The sequence below is a fragment of the Hymenobacter arizonensis genome, assembly GCF_900115775.1.
GTDB classification, from domain to species: Bacteria; Bacteroidota; Bacteroidia; order Cytophagales; family Hymenobacteraceae; genus Hymenobacter; species Hymenobacter arizonensis.
In genome coordinates this window covers 441,648-458,152 of record NZ_FOXS01000005.1, presented here as the reverse complement: position 1 = coordinate 458,152, position 16,505 = coordinate 441,648, and the positions used below count along the sequence as shown (strand labels likewise).

16 protein-coding genes and 1 tRNA gene are annotated in these 16,505 nt (G+C 60.0%); 4 read left to right on the top strand and 13 right to left on the bottom strand.

What is annotated here, in order from left to right; all coding sequences use genetic code 11:
• Window positions 1–51 precede the first annotated feature (51 nt).
• The 8 genes from BMZ66_RS18435 to BMZ66_RS18400 all read right to left on the bottom strand — a co-directional run bounded on the left by BMZ66_RS18435 (window position 52) and on the right by BMZ66_RS18400 (window position 6,878).
• Window positions 52–615, bottom strand: a complete 564-nt coding sequence (locus tag BMZ66_RS18435) for an energy transducer TonB (RefSeq protein WP_092677012.1) — start codon at window positions 613–615, stop codon at window positions 52–54.
• Between the two features lie 272 nt (window positions 616–887).
• Entirely contained in the window at window positions 888–1,616 is a 729-nt protein-coding gene (locus BMZ66_RS18430; protein ID WP_143080276.1) for a hypothetical protein, read from the bottom strand.
• A gap of 230 nt (window positions 1,617–1,846) precedes the next feature.
• Window positions 1,847–2,473 (bottom strand): hypothetical protein, encoded by a 627-nt coding sequence (locus BMZ66_RS18425; RefSeq protein WP_092677008.1) that lies wholly within the window; start codon window positions 2,471–2,473, stop codon window positions 1,847–1,849.
• Window positions 2,473–3,306 (bottom strand): metallophosphoesterase family protein, encoded by an 834-nt coding sequence (locus BMZ66_RS18420; protein WP_092677006.1) that lies wholly within the window; start codon window positions 3,304–3,306, stop codon window positions 2,473–2,475. Before BMZ66_RS18420 ends, BMZ66_RS18425 begins: the two co-directional genes overlap by 1 nt.
• 216 nt (window positions 3,307–3,522) lie before the next feature.
• A complete protein-coding gene (locus BMZ66_RS18415; RefSeq protein WP_092677004.1) occupies window positions 3,523–4,374 on the bottom strand; it encodes a maleylpyruvate isomerase N-terminal domain-containing protein in 852 nt (283 codons plus the stop codon).
• Window positions 4,375–4,388: 14 nt separating this feature from the next.
• Window positions 4,389–5,099, bottom strand: coding sequence for an SIMPL domain-containing protein (locus BMZ66_RS18410; protein WP_092677002.1), 711 nt, complete (start codon window positions 5,097–5,099; stop codon window positions 4,389–4,391).
• Window positions 5,100–5,320: 221 nt separating this feature from the next.
• Window positions 5,321–5,683, bottom strand: a complete 363-nt coding sequence (locus BMZ66_RS18405) for a hypothetical protein (protein ID WP_092677000.1) — start codon at window positions 5,681–5,683, stop codon at window positions 5,321–5,323.
• Between the two features lie 55 nt (window positions 5,684–5,738).
• A complete protein-coding gene (locus tag BMZ66_RS18400) occupies window positions 5,739–6,878 on the bottom strand; it encodes a cystathionine gamma-synthase (RefSeq protein WP_092676998.1) in 1,140 nt (379 codons plus the stop codon).
• A gap of 177 nt (window positions 6,879–7,055) precedes the next feature.
• Between BMZ66_RS18400 and BMZ66_RS18395 the strand changes: the two genes are divergently transcribed.
• From BMZ66_RS18395 to BMZ66_RS18385, 3 genes are all read left to right on the top strand, one after another.
• The gene (locus BMZ66_RS18395) at window positions 7,056–7,961 is read left to right on the top strand and encodes a DUF2167 domain-containing protein (RefSeq protein ID WP_092676996.1); all 906 of its coding nucleotides are present in this window, start codon (window positions 7,056–7,058) and stop codon (window positions 7,959–7,961) included.
• Window positions 7,962–8,075: 114 nt separating this feature from the next.
• Window positions 8,076–8,789, top strand: a complete 714-nt coding sequence (locus tag BMZ66_RS18390) for a TVP38/TMEM64 family protein (RefSeq protein WP_092676994.1) — start codon at window positions 8,076–8,078, stop codon at window positions 8,787–8,789.
• A gap of 121 nt (window positions 8,790–8,910) precedes the next feature.
• Window positions 8,911–8,984 (top strand) — tRNA-Arg (locus tag BMZ66_RS18385).
• A gap of 259 nt (window positions 8,985–9,243) precedes the next feature.
• Here BMZ66_RS18385 and BMZ66_RS18380 read toward each other — a convergent pair.
• The 5 genes from BMZ66_RS18380 to BMZ66_RS18365 all read right to left on the bottom strand — a co-directional run bounded on the left by BMZ66_RS18380 (window position 9,244) and on the right by BMZ66_RS18365 (window position 13,593).
• Window positions 9,244–10,011: an MBL fold metallo-hydrolase gene (locus BMZ66_RS18380; RefSeq protein WP_092676992.1), complete on the bottom strand. Its 768-nt coding sequence runs from the start codon at window positions 10,009–10,011 to the stop codon at window positions 9,244–9,246.
• A 70-nt stretch (window positions 10,012–10,081) separates the two neighbouring features.
• Window positions 10,082–10,663: a TetR/AcrR family transcriptional regulator gene (locus tag BMZ66_RS18375; RefSeq protein ID WP_092676990.1), complete on the bottom strand. Its 582-nt coding sequence runs from the start codon at window positions 10,661–10,663 to the stop codon at window positions 10,082–10,084.
• Between the two features lie 216 nt (window positions 10,664–10,879).
• Window positions 10,880–11,035 (bottom strand): DUF8832 domain-containing protein, encoded by a 156-nt coding sequence (locus BMZ66_RS25590; protein ID WP_177204797.1) that lies wholly within the window; start codon window positions 11,033–11,035, stop codon window positions 10,880–10,882.
• 198 nt (window positions 11,036–11,233) lie between these two features.
• Window positions 11,234–11,758, bottom strand: a complete 525-nt coding sequence (locus BMZ66_RS18370) for a GNAT family N-acetyltransferase (RefSeq protein ID WP_092676988.1) — start codon at window positions 11,756–11,758, stop codon at window positions 11,234–11,236.
• Window positions 11,759–12,303: 545 nt separating this feature from the next.
• Entirely contained in the window at window positions 12,304–13,593 is a 1,290-nt protein-coding gene (locus BMZ66_RS18365; protein WP_092676986.1) for a PQQ-dependent sugar dehydrogenase, read from the bottom strand.
• Between the two features lie 487 nt (window positions 13,594–14,080).
• Between BMZ66_RS18365 and BMZ66_RS18360 the strand changes: the two genes are divergently transcribed.
• Window positions 14,081–16,492 (top strand): TonB-dependent receptor, encoded by a 2,412-nt coding sequence (locus BMZ66_RS18360; protein ID WP_092676984.1) that lies wholly within the window; start codon window positions 14,081–14,083, stop codon window positions 16,490–16,492.
• Window positions 16,493–16,505: the final 13 nt, after the last annotated feature.

The following is a 16,505-nucleotide window of genomic DNA, read 5'->3' as shown; positions in this document are numbered from 1 at the left end:
CAGGTAGTAGCTGCCGCATGGGCTCCGCTGAATAGGCCGCGAGTTGCCCGCCTACTTCAAACGAAAGGTAAAGGGCAACTCGTAAACAACGGGCACGGCCTGGGAGCCCACCCGGCCGGGCACCCACTCGTTGGGCACGGTGCGGGCCACGCGCAGGGCTTCTTCGTCGCAGCCGCTGCCAATGCCTTGTACTACTTTGTAGTTGCTGAGGTGCCCGAGCGTATCGACCACAAACTCCACCACCACCCGCCCCTGGACGTTGCGGGCCTCGGCCGCGGGCGGGTACTTGAGCTTGGAGGTGTAGGCGGCAAGGGCCTCGTGGCCGCCAATGAACCAGGGCGCCTGCGCGAGTTGGGTGCTCTGCCACTGCCCGGGCGCCGTTTCGGCCCGGTAGCTTTTATCGTCGGGCCGGGCATACACCAGCTTCCGGGTGGTGTGGTCGTAGCGCTGGGTTATCACCCGCTCACCCAGAGCCGAATAGCTGTAGTATTGCCATTCGCCCACCTTTTCGCCTTTTTCGAGGGTGCCGCTTTCCCAGTTTGTGTTGCGTTGTCGCTGGGCAGTGGCCCACAGCGGCAGGCTACTTAATAGAAAAACTAGTAACAGACGAAACATAGCAAAAGGTAGATAGCGGAAGGACTTGAAAAGTTGACCTTCTAAGAGAGAAGCAGTACAATATACTGGCAACAAGCCAGTATGATGCTCGCCACTCGCAATATTTCTTCTTTTCCTGTTTTTGCACTATTCCTTAGCGGCAGTATCCTGCAAAGCCCCCCCAGGCGTTACGGAGCAATCAATATTGAATAAGTATAAAGAAAACTATTACACCTCCAAAGCCTCCCGCTGGCAACCCTCTTCAGCCGTTTCACCTGACATAAAGCCGGTACCTATTTCAGGCGGTAGGCCAAGCCCAGACGCAGTATTCGCGCATACACTTCGGAGTTGGTTCCTTTCAGGCCACTCTGGTAGTTCAGCAAGCCATGGGAATAGCTGGCGTTGGCCCCTAGCTGGTGGTACCACACCGTGATGTCGGCGCGCAGGCGGAGGTCGAGGCGGCTTTCGTAGCTGCGGAGCGAGTTAATGGCCCAAGGTTGGCCGCCGTTGTAGGTGCCGCTGCCTTTATCACGCAGCTCGTAGATGTAAGCCAGCTCTGGCCCAGCCAAAATATCTACTTCAACCAGGCTCGCTTTTAGGCGGCGGCCCAAGCCCAGGAAGGCTGTCAGGTTTTTGCTTTGCAGTGCCGCACTTCCGTCGGCGCTATACACCCCGATGAAGGAGCTGAACTGCGACGGCGAGTAGAACAGCTGGTTGATATTGTTTCGGCTCCGAAGCAGTTCGTATCCGAGGTCAAACGCTAGCAGGCCATTGTGTGAACCCACGCGCTGCACCCGCCCGCCCAGCGCCAAGCCCGTACCCACGCGGCTACCGTAGGGGTTGTTTACGTAACCTTCGCTGCTGGCACCCAGGTCCTGATACAGCACGAAAGAGTTGCTCGTTGCATTTTGGCCTCCAAACCTAAACAGCCCTACCCCTGCCCGGCCCGCAATTTCAACGTGTTGGGCAGCTACCGGAGCGGCCAACGCCAGTAACGTCAAGAGCATAAGGCATTTTTTCATGGAGCAAAAGGTAAGGCGAGACCAGTAGAGTCATCTGTTCGCCGATGACCTCCCCCCTAGCGCAAAAGTTGCGCTGCTTGCTGAAAGCGACACCTTTCCGCTATGAAATAGGCAGGGCGGCATTTACTAACCGTTCCTGAGAACCCAAAAAACCCTCAGCAACGGTGGCGGCTGAGGTTTAAGAGTTGCTTATAGTGGCACAATTGGGGCGGCGCCTCGGTTCTTCAACTTCAGAAATCAGCTTTTACGCCCAAGGCCAGGGTAAGAAGCTGGCCTATGCCTAGCCCGCCATCGCGGTTGGTGAGGTAACTGGCAATGTAGAGGTCGTTGCTGCCCAGCTCGTAGTAAAAGGAGAGCTTGCGGGGGGTACCGGTGGCCGCTATAGGCGGGGCCAGGTAGGTGAAGCGCCCGCCGATGAAAGGGCCGTAGCGGCTATCGGTCGAAAACCAATAGTAGTCGGCGGGGTACTGCCCACTGGCTCCGCTGTTGATGGTGTTGTGGGTGTAGCTGTAATAGCCCCCAATGGTGAAGGGCAGCACCTGCACCTGCTCGGCCACGCGCAGCCGAAACGGCGAGTACATCAGCTTGATTGAGGCGACGCCGAGCGCGGAGCCCGCGAAGCGCTTGGGCACGTAGCCAACCAGCACGTCGGCATCAATCCGGTTGTTGACGAAGGCATAGCCGAGGCCGCCCGTCACCATGCCCAGGCCACCGCCGGTTTGCAGCAGCGCATGCGTGGGGCGGTACCATTTGCGCACTACCAGAGGGGCCGGCACTGCAGTAATGGTATCGGCGGGGGGCGCTGCCGGGCTGGCCGGAGCCGCCAGCAGCAGGGCAGAGAGCAACAAGGAGGCCATTAGAACTGAACCTGTTTGATGCGGAATTCGCGGTCGCCCCACACCGTAACCACCATATAGGTGCGCTCGGAAAAGGCATCGGAGTTGACGTAGGTTACGCCGTCGTCGTAGGGCTGGCCCACGCTGGAGGAGTGTCGGTGCCCGTTCATCTTCAACACCAGGTTTTCGGTGTCGCGCAGGGCCTGGGCGTAGGGCACGCTCAGGGCCGGGTCGAAGTCAACGTCGTTGGGCGGCACGTGCGCCACCACCACCTGCCGGCGGGCGCCGTCGAAGTTGGCAAGCTGCGGCTTCAGCCAGCCCATGTTGGGAACCTGGCCGTTGAAGTTGTACTCCCGCCCGTTGGTGTCGACCATAATGAACTTGGTATCGCCGTACACAAACGAGTAGTTCAGGTCGCCGAAGATGCGCTGGTAGGTTTCGCGGCCATTGCCTATCAGGTCGTGGTTGCCCACTACGGTCAGGTACGGCACGTTCAGGCGGCGCAGCTTCTCGTCGACCCAACGCATTTCGCGGGCCAAACCAAAATCGGAGATGTCGCCGGCTACTAGCAGAAAGGAAATGTCGGGCTGCTGATTCACGCTCTTTACCAGGGCTTCGGCCTCGTCGTAGAACTGCTGCGAGTCGCCGGTGAATACAAAGCGCAGGGTATCGCCGGGGGCCAGGGGATTGGCTTCCAGCTTAGCCAGGTTTTTCTGAGTAAGGTTGGTGAACTCCTCGGGCACACGGCTGTCGTTGGGACTGAATTCCAGCAAATCGCAACCCGACAAGCTCAACACTAGAATGGCAAGCGGAGCCGCGCGGAACCAGCGCCGCAAAGTAGATAAAGGTGACATAACTAAGGAGCGGCGGACAGCCGCAGTACAATAATTGAATAGTCCTTTAACTACTCTTCTGCCTATGTGGTTGGGCACAAATACGTATTTTCCGATTTTAATTGGTTTATACGTATTTTTTCCATAAGAGCAGCAAGCCCGCCCGGCCCCAGCTATTAAGGAGTGGAGACGAAAACCTTATCAGATTACTTCATTTCGAGGCGCATTGCCGCGCTCTTAGGCCATCACAGCCAGCAGGCCCAGAGCTGCCTCGCCCAGCGGCTGACTGCCAACGAGCTGCACGTGGGGCCGGGCCTCGGCTGGGCTCATGCCCTTGGTAAACAGCCGCCAAGCCACGTCAGGGCTAAGGCTGACCACCGTGGCGGGCACGGCAACAGCATCAGGGGCTTGCAGCTCCCAGCCGGCCGGGACTTTCCGGAGCTGCCACGTTCCGCCCAAATTGGTCGTGATGCAGACGTGCACCACTGTGCCCACGGGCGCGGCCACGTGCCGGTAGGCGTGCGGCAGGCCGCGCAGGCAGGTTTCGGCAAAGGGCCCGAACAGCTCCGGCGTCAGCAGGCCGGGACCGCCCACGGCGGCGTGAATCTGCTGCTGGTGGTGCCACTTCTCGGTGTACTCGCGGGCAATGTGAAACCAGTTGCGCGACTCGGCTTCGCCGGCCCAGGCCACGGCGAAAGTGGCCGGCGCGAAAGGGTCGAGCGAGTTGAGGTAGGCCGTGTACTCAGCGCCAGACTGTGCCAGCAGCTCCATGAGCACTGCGGGGCTGAGGCGGCGGGCAGCCCGCACCCACTCCGCATTAAGACGGTTCAGGAAGGTTAGAATTCCCTGGTAGGAATCAGGGTCGTCGGGTGCTTCGCCGAAATGCCCATCGCGCAGCATGGATAGCGTGCGCAGGTTGCCGTCGAGCAGGTGGGCGGCCACGTCCTTCACCGTCCACTGCCGGGCCAGGGTGGGGCGCTGCCAGTCAGTGGGCGACAGGGAGCGCAGCAGCTCGGCGAGGCGCTGGTCCAGCACCGGAAACAGCGGCAGCACCTCAATGGGAACGGCAGGGCGAGCAGGCGCTGGCATGGCGAAAGAAAAAACTACTTGACCTCGAACACCATGTCGTACACGGCCTTCACTTTGATTTTGCGCAGGTTTGGGGTGGCAATGTCGGCTCCGCCATCCCCGCCGCCCATTGATTTCACTTTCTTGTCGGCGCCCAACTGGTATTCACTTAGAGTGTTGTTTCCGGGGCTGCCGGGCAATACTTCCGTAGCGGCTACCACGCCGCCAAGCTGCCCACCGGCCTGCTTTACCACGGTTTGGGCTTTTTGGCGGGCGTTGGCCGCGGCGCGGCCGGCCACTTCCAGCTGGGCCGCGTCGAGGCGGCTGCTTTCCAAGTTCACCACGCGCAGGTTGTCGGCGCCGGTTTGCACCAGCTGCGGGATGAGACTATTGAGCAGCTTCGGGTTGTTTAGCGTCAGCCGGTAGACCTTAGTCAGGGCCACGTTGGCATTGCCTGTTTTGGAGAAGCCGCCGTAGCCACTGGCGCTTAGGTCTTCCAGTAACAGCTTTTCGGGCGCAATGCCGGCCTGCGTCAGCACGCGCTGCAAGTTCTGCTCCTGCTCCTGGGTGCGGCCGCTCTCCTTCACATTATCGGAAAACCGGTAGGTGAGCAGCAAATCCAGCTTTTCGGGGTCCAGCTCCTGCTCGGCGGTGCCGCGCACCAATATGGTGCGGGGTGGAGTTGGTGGGGCTACCTGGGCAGCAACCGGGTGGGCAAAAGGCAATAGCAGCAACAGGTAGCGCATAAGGCAGATTACAATGGAAGTGACTGGCCTGCTAAAAGCAAAAGCGCCGGAACACTGCACTAACAGTCCGGCGCTTTTTTTTAGTATGCAACTACTGCAATATTCTTGCTCAATGGCAAGACTCTGGTTTTTAAAGAATCACTTGCTTCCCCGGGTAGCTGTGACAAGCTTTTGTTTGCTAAAACGAACCTGCCCGCCAGGATGTGCCCGCGCGGTAGTTTCTATCTCGCGAAACGTTTTTTGGCCGGCGACCAATCAAACCCCCAGAATTCCGAAGGATAAAAGACGTTGCTGCCCACACCAAGTGCGGCCACCGAACCCGTCAGCCGCACGCCGCCAGACATTGTTGCCAGGCGAATAACCAACGGCCAAGACTCGGTGCCGGGCGGGATAGTGGGCATGGTGGTTACCACCCCACCCTCGTAATCGACCGAATCGAGCGCAAAGCCACGCTGGCGCAGGTTTTCACCCAGCTCACGGAGCACAGCTACAGGGCTAGCATTTGTGTAGAGCAGAACGGTATTCGCGCGGCGGAATGGCTGCGGCTCGCCGGCAATACTTTGCGCACGGGTACCTGCAGCCAAGCCAGAAACAGCTACAGCAGCAAGCTACCAGCTTTTTACAGCAGCTGCTTTCATGTTAGCCAATGGCCTGGGCCAGGTCCTCAATCAAGTCCTCGGCGTCCTCAATTCCCACGCTCAGGCGGATGAGCGAGTCGCTGAGGCCCGATTTGCGGCGCTGCTCGGCCGGGATGCTGGCGTGCGTCATGCTGGCGGGGTGGCCACTGAGGCTTTCTACGCCGCCCAGGCTTTCGGCCAGGGTGAAGTACTTGAACTTCTCGAGCACGGCAATGGCATCTTCCTGACGGTCGCCTTTGAGCACGAAGGAAATCATGCCCCCGAAGTCACGCATCTGCTTGGCCGCAATGGCGTGGTTGGGATGGTTCTCGAAACCGGGCCAGTAAACTTTCTCCACTTTGGGGTGCTGGCGCAGGAACTTGGCCACGGCGCGGCCATTCTCGCAGTGCCGCTGCATGCGGATGTGCAGGGTTTTGAGGCCGCGCAGCACCAGGAAGCAGTCTTGGGGGCCGGGTGTGCCGCCGCAGGCATTCTGATAGAAGCTCAGGCGCTGGTGCAGCTCGTCGTCGTTCACGATGAGGGCGCCCATCACGGTATCGGAGTGGCCGGCCATGTACTTCGTGAGCGAATACATCACGATGTCGGCGCCCAGGTCCATGGGCGTTTGCAGGTAGGGCGTGCTGAAAGTATTATCCACGGCCAGCAGGGCGCCGCACTCCTTGGCCACGGCTGCCGCGGCAGCGATGTCGATGACGTTGAGCAGCGGGTTGGTGGGCGTTTCCACCCAAATCAACTTGGTTTTGGGGCCGGCTACGGCGCGCACGGCTTCCATGTCGTGCATGGGCACGAAGTGGAATTTGATGCCCAGCGGCTCGTATACTTTGGTGAAGAGGCGGTAGCTGCCGCCGTAGAGGTCGTTGGTGGAAATGACTTCATCGCCGGGCTGCAGCAGCTTGGCTACGCAGTCGATGGCGGCCATGCCGGTGGCAAACGCCAGGCCGTGCTTGCCGTTGTCGAGGGCCGCCAGGGCATCCTGCAGCTGCGAGCGGGTGGGGTTGTGGGTGCGGGAGTACTCGAAGCCCTTGTGGTCGCCGGGCGAGCGCTGCACGTAGGTCGACGTCTGGTAGATAGGCGTCATGATGGCGCCGGTGGTGGGGTCCGGGTGCACGCCGGCGTGAATGGCTTTGGTGGCGAATTTCATAGAAAAAGGAAAGCGGGAATTTGACAGAAATTGAGCACGGCGCGGGCCTGGGGCCAGCCGCTTTGGGGCGGCAAGTTACGGACGCCGGCCAAGGCAAAGCTCAAATGTGGGCATAAGGTTATATTCGCCTTTTGGCTACTTCACTCTCTACATTTTTTTACCCATCTCTGGTTCTACATGAAAAAACATCTACTGCTCGTTTCCCTTCTGCTTGCGTCTGAGGGCGCCTTTGCCGGGCCCAAACCCGTGCCTACCGCCGCCGATAGCGTCGTGATGCGCATGGCCGCCTACAAAGCCTACACCGACTCGGTTCAGGCCACGCTGCACTACCAGCAGGGCCACATTGTGCTACCCGGGGGCATAGGCGAGCTCACCGTGCCCAACGGCTTTCGCTACCTCGACTCGGCCCAGAGCCGCCGGGTGCTCACGCAGCTGTGGGGCAACCCCAAGAGCGAAACGCTGGGCATGCTGTTTCCCGCCAACCGCGGCCCGCTCGATGAGAAAGCCTGGGCGTACTCCATCAGCTACGACGCCATGGGCTACGTGAAGGACGACGACGCCGACGACATCGACTACAAAGAGCTGCTGGAGGAAATGCAGGGCGACACCGAGGAGAACAACAAGGAGCGCCAGGCCGCGGGCTACGAGCCGTTTTACCTGCTGGGCTGGGCCGCCAACCCCTACTACGACAAAAACACCCACGCCCTGCACTGGGCCAAGTCCATCCGCTTCGGCAGCAACCCCGACACCACCCTCAACTACAACGTGCGCCTGCTCGGCCGCAAGGGCGTGCTGGTGCTGAACGCCATTGGCGAACGCGAGCAGCTGCCCGAAATCAAGGCCAGCATTCCGGGCCTGCTTGCCGGCGTGAGCTTCGCCCGCGGGCAGCAGTACGTCGACTTCAACGCCGACATCGACGAAGTAGCGGCTTACTCCATCGGCGGGCTGGTGGCCGGCAAGGTGCTGGCCAAAGTGGGCCTGTTTGCCATCATTCTCAAATTCTGGAAGCTTGGCCTGCTGGCGCTGGCCGGCGCCTGGGCCGGGGTGAAGCGCTTTTTCGGGTTTGGCACCAAAGAATCGTAAGCCCGAGCTGGCCATAAGCGCAAGCAGAGCGTAAAGGCACCCAATTGGCGGGGCAATTCGCACCCGGGCCGCGTGGCCCGGTGCGGGTTGCCCCGCTCCTACCTTTGCCTGCCTATGAAATTTCTGCGCGAGCTTTTCCAAAAAAACTTCTCCACCCTGCTCACCATGTTTCTGCTGGTGGCCGTGCCGCTGCTGGGCTCGTCGTCGCTACTGGTGCTGCTCTACCAGAAGCAGGAACTGCTGCAGAACCTGAGCCTGGTGCAGCAGCTGCTTTACTTTGTGGTTATTGCCTTCACCATGGCGTTTGCCTTCACACCCACCACGTTTGTGGCCATCGTGACGGGGTATTACTTCGGCTGGCTGGGGCTGCCGGGCATGGTGCTGGCCTACGCGCTGGCTTCGGTTATTGGCTACGAGCTGGCCCAGCGCCTCGACCATGGCAAGCTGCGCAATTTCCTGCACCTATTCCCCAAGGCCGAGGCCGTGCTCGGCGAGCTGCAGAATCAGAGCTGGCAGCTCATCATCCTCACACGGTTGTCGCCGGTGCTGCCGTTTGCCCTCATGACGTTTGTGCTGGCCATCGTGGGCGTGCCGCGCCGCCGGTTTCTGGTGGCCTCGGTGCTGGGCATGCTGCCTCGTAGCCTGTTTTTCTACTGGCTGGGCACGCAGGCCTCCGACGTGCTGGCCCTGCTGCGCGACCCCGACCAGGGCACCTTGAGCAAGGCCGTGCTGCTGGTGCTGGTGGCCGCCTCGCTTTTCGGCCTGTTCGTGGTTTTCAATCGGGCCCTGCAGAAAGCCCTGCGGCGGGGCACCCCCGAAAATTCGTAAAAATCTGCCGTTGATTATTAGCTAGTTGTTCAAAAATCAAAACTTTTCTTGAGTAAAAAGTGCCCGTGGTTTGCACAGCCGCAATTTTGTCTCTTACCTTTGCGGTCCCATCACGGGAAAGGGTTGTGTAGCTCAATTGGATAGAGCATCTGACTACGAATCAGAAGGTTTAAGGTTCGACTCCTTACACGACCACAAAAAAGGCCCTCAGCACGCGCTGAGGGCCTTTTTGCATTCATGGGGCACACTTATACGGTACAGCAGCACCCTTTCGGGCTTGATTCTTTAAATTCTACCTCATTTTAATAGATGTAGGCCCTAGCGGTGGGCAAAGAAAGGCGCATGGACTCAATCCGGCCCTTTCCTTTGCCCACCGCTAAGTGCTGTAACCAAAGCCAATAGAGCTGTGCCTCCAGGCACTGTAGGCATCACAAGGCGTTGATTGACCTGGCCCTTAAAACGTGTAGGCCTCGCCGTCCGCGGGCACGAGCAAGTGGTCGGCTATGCCCTTTTCGGTGGCGAAGGCGCGCAGCTGCTGGCGCGACAGCGTCGCATGGTTGGTCGATTCCATGTGGGTGGAGATGAGCGTGGCCTGGGGCGCGGCCTGATGCACGGCCAGCACATCCTCCTGGTTCATGACAATGGAGCCGACCCCCGTGATTTGGTTGTCGCCCGCGTTGAGGACCACCACCTGCGGCTGGTATTGCCGCAGATTATTTTCCACGTCCGGGTTCCAGACCGTGTCGCCGGCGAGGTAGAGCGTTTTCTCCTCGGGGTGCTGGAACACGACTCCGCACACCTGCCCCAGCAGTTCGCCGGCCACGGCCATTACCGCATCGCTGCCGTGCTGGCCTGGGGTTTGGGTTAGCGAGACGCCATTGAAGGTAGCACCCTGAATCAGGCGCACGTCGGTAAAGCCCTGCGACTGAATCAGGGCCTGGTCCTGGGCGTGCTGGGTGAAGACGGGCAGGTGCTTGGGCAGCTGGGCCACGGCCGCCTCGTCCCAATGGTCGAAGTGGGTGTGCGTGACGACCACGGCGTCTACCTGCCCGAGGTTTTCGGCCGGCACGGGCAAGCCCACCGTGGGGTTGGTCAGGTGGCTGTTGGGCGAGCCGGGCAGCCCGGGGTAGGCGCCCTGTTCGGCCAGCATGGGGTCGACGAGGAACTTGACGCCGGCGTAATCAAGCCGCAGGGTGGAATGGCGAATCAATTGAAGAATCATGGGAGGAGAATTAATAGTGAAACAGATAAAATATTTAGGACTCATCGGTCCAGAAAAAGACAAAAAAAACTTAACTGTCCAGGTGGGTAAACAGCAAGCGCAGGGCCTCGTCGAGCTCCTGCGAGCTGTAGCCCGCCCGCGCCATCACCTGCAGGCCGGGGAAGGCCAGCACCAGGAGCCGGGCCAACTCCCGGGCCGGGCGCGGGCTGGTGAGCGAGCCGTCCTGCTGGCCGCGCGCGATGGCCGGGGTCAGAACTTCCTCCAGCTGGTGCAGGTCCTGCACCACCCGCTCGCGAACCTGCGGGTCGTGCGGCGCCAGCTCCACGGCCTGGTTGATGCTCATGCAGCCCAGCGCGGGCTGGTCGGTGTTGACGTTGGCAAACAGTGAATGGAAAAAAGCGTAAATCGCCTCCCGGGCGGGCTGCTGCTGCAGGAGCCGGTGCGCGTCGCGGGCGCGGGCCTGCCGGTAGGCGTCGAACGCGGCCAGAAACAGGTCGCGCTTGCTGCCAAAGGTGGCGTACAGGCTGCTTTTGCTCAGGCCCGTGGCGGCCAGCAGGTCCGTTAGCGACGTGCCCTCGTAGCCCTGGCGCCAGAATACCTCCATCGCTTGGCGAAGGGCTTCGGGGGTATCAAATTCCTGGGGGCGTGACATTGTCTGACTGGGTAAGGAAAGCAGCAAAGGCGTGCTTTGGGCTGCAAGTTACGGTTAAGAACCGTTCGGTCCAAAACTAAGTTTCGGGAGGCAACCCGTGGGAGCAAGTTGTCCCGTTGCCTCTGTCCTGCTTGAGGCGCGCGCTCGGCGACTTGATGATGGTCGCCGAGCGTCGTGGCTGATACCTGAACTCTCGTCGCTGGCGAAAGGGACGCGTTAGGCTGCAGCCGGCGCCACGTTCACTGTAAAATTCGTGGTCTGCACCGCGCCGACGTGCTGAAACTGCAGGAAAACGCGGTAGCGGCCCGGCTTGTCGAAGGTGGTGTGGAAGCCGACGCGCGGGCCCGCTCGTTGCGTGTGCGTCTTCCTCATCGGAATGCGTAATCTAGTCATCCCCAAAGGGTCATATCGCCCCTCTCTAGGGCTAAAGTAGCCCGTCGTCTATTTGTTCGCTTTAAGGAGGGTCCGCATAGAGCAGGTGGCGAAATTCCAATAGGCGGGTAAGGCAGGGGATGACCTTGGCTCACGCGAACTGACAAACACCTTGTTAGCGGTCCGTAGTTCTTTCATTTAGCCACTATGTGTCAAGTGGAAACGCGTGAAGTTTTCGTCAGCAGCACTGTCTTTCGTAAAGAGTAGCTTCTCCAACACGAGGGTCGAACGGTGGTTTTCAAAGTGGGTATAGGCTTCTACTGTCTGCAGCCCGACTTGCTGAAACCCGAAGTGAAGCACGGTTGCAAGCGCTTCGTGCATGAACCCTTTTCCCTGAAAGTCCGGCAGCAGTTCATACCCCAGCTCGGCCGTCGAAAGGTTTTCCGAAAAATTAAACAAGCAGACTGTTCCAATGACGTTGTCGGCCCTGCGCAGCGCAATAGCCCAATAAATTGAGGTTCCGCGTTGCACGTTTTCGGTGATGGTGTCGATGAAGTTCCGGGCGTCATCCAAGGACTGGCTGGGTTGCCGGCTTAGGTAGTGGTTCACGTGCTCGTTCGAACGCAACGCCCAGATTGCCTGGTCATCGCTGCGCCGGAGTTGCCGCAACGTCAGCCGTCCCGTTTTCAACACCGGAAACGGTGTAAACTTTTTGTCCGTCATTGTTCCTGTCTAAGCGCTTGCTGGGAATCGATTAGGAAGTAAAGTAAACGAGGGCTGACGTGGTCTAGGGATGACGGACAGAATAAGGATGCCTATTGCTTCTATGGTGGCAAGCAAATTCAGCGGGACATGGCCCGACCAATAGCGTCAAAAGGCCTACAAGGGCGAGCGGTGTCCGCGCTTCCAGGCGGCCGGGACCTAACTAGGAAAGCAGCCGCTACCTCGCCTGATACAATGCCCCATGCCATCCTCAGCTACCGCCCCCCACTCCCTTCGAAACCCATCGGCAAAACACGGCCCAACCCTCTTCGGCTTAACCAAACTACCTCACTATCATCGACCAATCTTAGAAGGCAGATTTCACCGCATCATTGCTTTTCAATTCTGCTTATTAATAAAAAAAAGCTCATCTAGCTTTTGAGAAATAGCTTCTCTCGCTTCCCGAAAAACAACAGCATCAAAACGCCCGCTGAGAATAAGCTTCTCGGCGGGCGTTTTGATTTGGGGTGCTTACCAGCGGTTATAAGTTGACCGGGAAGGCGGCGTTATTGCTTGCTCGCCGCTTGAGGGGCAATTTTCCACAGCTCGCCGTTGGAGTCGTCGGTCACCACGTACAGCGCTCCGTCTGGGCCCTGCTTTACGTCCCGCACGCGCTGTTTGCGGTCGGAGAGCAACCGTTCCTCGCCCGTTACGCGGCCGTTTTCGAGTTGTATGCGCACCAGTTCCCGGTCAGACAGGGAGCCCACAAACAAATTGCCGCGCCAAGCCGGGAAGGCGTCGCCGCTGTAGAACTGGGCGCCCGAGGGAGAAATCACCGGGTCCCAGTAGTAAACGGGGTCCACGTAGCCTTGCTTGGTGGTAACGGAGTTGGGAATCGGCTCGCCCGAGTATTCCTCGCCAAACGTCACGAGCGGCCACCCGTAATTTTTGCCGCCCTCAATTCGGTTTAGCTCGTCGCCGCCCTGCGGGCCCATGTCGATGGACCAGAACTGGCCCTGTGCGTCGAAGGCTGTCGCTTGCACGTTGCGCTGGCCCACGGTCCAGATTTCGGGCAAGGCGTTGGCTTGGTTGGCAAAGGGGTTGTTCGGGGCGGGTTTACCGTCGGGGGTGATGCGCAGAATTTTGCCCATGTGGCTGTTCATTTGCTGGGCCTGGGGCCGGATTTCCTTGTCGGAACGCTCCCCGAGGCTTACGTAGAGCAGGCCATCGGGCCCAAACGCGAGGCGGGAGCCAAAGTGTTTGTCGCCATCGTAGGCCGGCAGCGCCCGGAATATCACCCGCACCTGGCTCAGGCTGCGTCGGTCGGCGGCCAGCACGCCTTTGGCTACGCTGGTGGCGTTGCCCTTGGCCCCGCGTGGCTCCGAAAACGTCCAATAGATGGTCTGGTCGGTGGCGAATTTTGGGCTCAGTGCCACGTCAAGCAAGCCGCCTTGCCCCTTGGCGTACACCGCAGGCAAGCCCTGAATGGGCTCCCCTATCTGACCGGCGGCCGACACGATGCGTAGCGCACCTGGCTTTTCGGTGATGAGCAGGTCGCCGTTGGGCAGCGGCTCCACGGCCCAGGGGTTTTTGAGTCCTTTGGCCAGCACCGTCACGTCGAAAGCCGTGGCCGATTTGATGCCACTGGCCCGGTTTTGCTCGGGGAAAGTGGGGCGCTGCTCGGGCACGTTGGCCTCCCGGGTTTCGAGCGGCGAGCGGCCCTCTTGGGTGGTGGCCTGCGTGGTGGTCTCGTCTTCGCTTTGCGCCCGCTGCTCCTGGGTAGAGCGGTTGCAGGCGGTAGTGAGGCTTGCCAGCAGAATGGCGGAGGCACTGATAAGTTGGCGTCGTTGGCTCATGGTAGATTACGCTAGAATTTTGAAGCTCATTTAAGCACTTGGGCAGCAGCAGAATGCGCAACCTCTACAATGGCTTACGCAAAAACGAGCAGATGTTTACCATAAGTGAGTTTTCGCGCTGTCTCCAGTCGGGATTTGGGCGAAGAATTGGCATCGCAGGTTGGCACCTGGCGCCTGCAGTTGCCCTGCTTTCTCACCGGCCCGCATTAGCGCTTGCACGCCCGCGATTTGCCGCTACGCGAACTGCTGGCCGATGCCAGTTGCAACAACTGCTAGTTGCCACAACGGCCCCAACTGCGCTCGCATTGCAGCAGAACATATCACGCTTTGAATTCCGGTGCTTGGCCAATACAAGCCCCGTGAGCAAGATGAGACGCATCAGCCCCATGCGCTAAATGTTTATTTAGAATTATTCTAAATAGCCTTTCTAACTCGACTATCGGGACCTACCTTTGCCACTGTTTAGAATCATTCCAAATAAGCTTACATGCGTTCCCGAATTTTCTGCACTGCCCTTGCTCTACTGTCTTTTGCCGTCCTGCCCGGGTGGGCCCAACAAACGGGCCGCCTTGTGGGCCGCGTCACCACCACCGACGGCGACCCTGCCGAATCTGTGAGCGTGGGCGTGCAAGGCCAGCCGCTGGGCGGCATCACCAATAGCGACGGCCGCTACCGCATTGGAGCCGTGCCCGAAGGGACCTACACAGTGGTGGTTTCCTTCGTGGGGCTGCAGCCCGCGCAGCAACAAGTGACGGTGGCCGCGGGCCAGGTTGTGACCCTGGATTTCCGCCTGGCCGAGAGCACGGCCCAGCTACAGGAAGTGGTTGTGCAGGGCGCCCGCACCAACCGGTTTGCCCGCACCAGCAGCGAGTACGTGGGCAAAATGCCGCTCAAAAACCTCGAAAACCCGCAGGTGTACGCCACGGTGGGCAAGGAATTGCTGACCGAGCAGCTCGTGTTCACGGCCGACGACGCCACGCGCAACGTGCCGGGCCTGCAAAAAATGTGGGAAGCCACCGGGCGCGGCGGCGACGGCGGCGCGTTTTACTCCAGCCGGGGCTTCATCCTTTCAAGCCAGCTGCGCAACGGCGTGGCCGGCAACGTGACCAGCGACATCGACGCCATCAACCTGGAAAAGCTGGAGGTCATCAAGGGGCCGTCGGGCACGCTGTTTGGCAGCGCGCTCACGTCGTACGGGGGCTTGCTAAACCGCGTGACCAAGAAGCCGCTCGACACGTTTGGGGGCGAGCTCAACGTGGCGGCCGGCAGCTACGGCTTCCACCGGGTGAGTGCCGACGTGAACCTAGTGGACGGACAAACGCCAACCATGCAGCCCAAAACGCTGGCTTTCCGCCTGAACACGGCCTACACCTACGAAGACAGCTTCCAGAACATCGACTACACCGGCTTTGGCAAAAGCCTGGCGGTGGCCCCCAGCCTGCAGTACCGCCCCAACGACCGGCTGACGGTGAACGTGGACGCCGAGATTTACAAGGGCACGAGCGTAGGCAAGCAAATGCTGTTTTTCTACTCCCCGGCCGCCGAACTGGGCGCCTCGCGGGCCGAGGATTTGCCGCTGAACTACCGCCAGTCGTACCAGGGCGCGGGCCTGACGCAGGACACGCGCAGCACCAACCTGTTTGGGCAGGTGCAGTACCAGCTTTCGCCGAGCTTTACCTCGACCACCTTCCTGACGAGCAGCCACAGCTTTTCGAACGGCTTCGGGCCATATTTCTACCTGATTCCCGGCGACACACTGGCCCGCGCCGACCAATCGACGGGCAATAGCCGCCGCACCGTGCTGGAGGCCCAGCAGCTTTTCAACGGCGATTTTAAGGTGGGCCGCATGCGCAACCGTGTGGTCCTGGGCCTGGACTTCCTGCGCGTCGACTCCGACGTGAACTTCCTCGGCGGCTACTTCGACAAGATTCCCCTGAACGCTTCCAGCGACGCCATTCGGGCCTTCAACGGGCCAAACGTAACCGCAGGCTACGCGGCTGCGCCAACGGGCAACTACTTGGTCACGACTAAAACCAACACCTACAGTGCCTTCGTCTCTGACGTGCTCAATCTGACCGAGCAGCTGAGCGTGCTGGCCGCCCTGCGCGTCGACTATTTTGACAACAAGGGCGGGCTCTTTTACTCCCCGGTTGCGGCTTATTCGCAAACGGTATGGTCCCCAAAATTTGGCGCCGTGTACCAGCCGGTGAAGGACCGGGTGGCATTCTTCGCCAACTACCAAAACAGCTTTAACAACCTGGGCACCTACCTCAACCCTAGTGGTGAATCGCGCCTGGCCACGCCCGAGCGGGCTAATCAGCTGGAAGGCGGCGTGAAACTGGACGCGGCCGGGGGCCGCCTAAGCGCCACGGTAAGCTACTACGATATCCGGGTGGAAAACCGCCTGCGCAACGTGCCCACGGTGGCCCTGCCCAACGCACAAACCCAGGACGCCACCCAGCTCAGCCGCGGCGTTGAAGTGAGTGTAATCGCCAATCCTGTTCGGGGCTTCAACTTCATAGGCGGTTTTTCCTACAACGACTCGAAGTTTGAAAACACGGCCGAGGACGTGAACGGCCGCCGGCCCAACACCGCTTCTTCGCCCATCGTGGCCAATGCCTGGCTCAGCTACCGCCAGCCCGAGGGCGTGCTCAAAGGCCTCGGTGCGGGCTTTGGTGGCAACTATGCCAGCGATAACCGCATTCAGAACACCGCCACCAACGTGTTTACCCTGCCCGCCTACACCGTGCTCAACGCCAGCATCTTCTACGACCAGCCCAAATATCGGCTGGCGGCCAAAGTCGACAACCTGACCGACCAGCAGTATTGGATTGGCTACACCACCATGAACCCGCAAAAGCTGCGTAGCATCATCGGCAGCGTGGCCTACAAGTTTTAAGCGGGTGCCATTA

Excerpts from the sequence above, each read along its gene's own strand:
- BMZ66_RS18360 (WP_092676984.1), top strand. The coding sequence starts at position 14,081 with ATGCGTTCCCGAATTTTCTGCACTGCCCTTGCTCTACTGTCTTTTGCC.
- BMZ66_RS18365 (WP_092676986.1), bottom strand. The coding sequence starts at position 13,593 with ATGAGCCAACGACGCCAACTTATCAGTGCCTCCGCCATTCTGCTGGCA.
- BMZ66_RS18370 (WP_092676988.1), bottom strand. The coding sequence starts at position 11,758 with ATGACGGACAAAAAGTTTACACCGTTTCCGGTGTTGAAAACGGGACGG.
- BMZ66_RS18395 (WP_092676996.1), top strand. The coding sequence starts at position 7,056 with ATGAAAAAACATCTACTGCTCGTTTCCCTTCTGCTTGCGTCTGAGGGC.
- BMZ66_RS18410 (WP_092677002.1), bottom strand. The coding sequence starts at position 5,099 with ATGCGCTACCTGTTGCTGCTATTGCCTTTTGCCCACCCGGTTGCTGCC.
- BMZ66_RS18400 (WP_092676998.1), bottom strand. The coding sequence starts at position 6,878 with ATGAAATTCGCCACCAAAGCCATTCACGCCGGCGTGCACCCGGACCCC.
- BMZ66_RS18380 (WP_092676992.1), bottom strand. The coding sequence starts at position 10,011 with ATGATTCTTCAATTGATTCGCCATTCCACCCTGCGGCTTGATTACGCC.
- BMZ66_RS18390 (WP_092676994.1), top strand. The coding sequence starts at position 8,076 with ATGAAATTTCTGCGCGAGCTTTTCCAAAAAAACTTCTCCACCCTGCTC.
- BMZ66_RS18430 (WP_143080276.1), bottom strand. The coding sequence starts at position 1,616 with ATGAAAAAATGCCTTATGCTCTTGACGTTACTGGCGTTGGCCGCTCCG.
- BMZ66_RS18375 (WP_092676990.1), bottom strand. The coding sequence starts at position 10,663 with ATGTCACGCCCCCAGGAATTTGATACCCCCGAAGCCCTTCGCCAAGCG.
- BMZ66_RS18425 (WP_092677008.1), bottom strand. The coding sequence starts at position 2,473 with ATGGCCTCCTTGTTGCTCTCTGCCCTGCTGCTGGCGGCTCCGGCCAGC.
- BMZ66_RS18415 (WP_092677004.1), bottom strand. The coding sequence starts at position 4,374 with ATGCCAGCGCCTGCTCGCCCTGCCGTTCCCATTGAGGTGCTGCCGCTG.
- BMZ66_RS18435 (WP_092677012.1), bottom strand. The coding sequence starts at position 615 with ATGTTTCGTCTGTTACTAGTTTTTCTATTAAGTAGCCTGCCGCTGTGG.
- BMZ66_RS25590 (WP_177204797.1), bottom strand. The coding sequence starts at position 11,035 with ATGAGGAAGACGCACACGCAACGAGCGGGCCCGCGCGTCGGCTTCCAC.
- BMZ66_RS18420 (WP_092677006.1), bottom strand. The coding sequence starts at position 3,306 with ATGTCACCTTTATCTACTTTGCGGCGCTGGTTCCGCGCGGCTCCGCTT.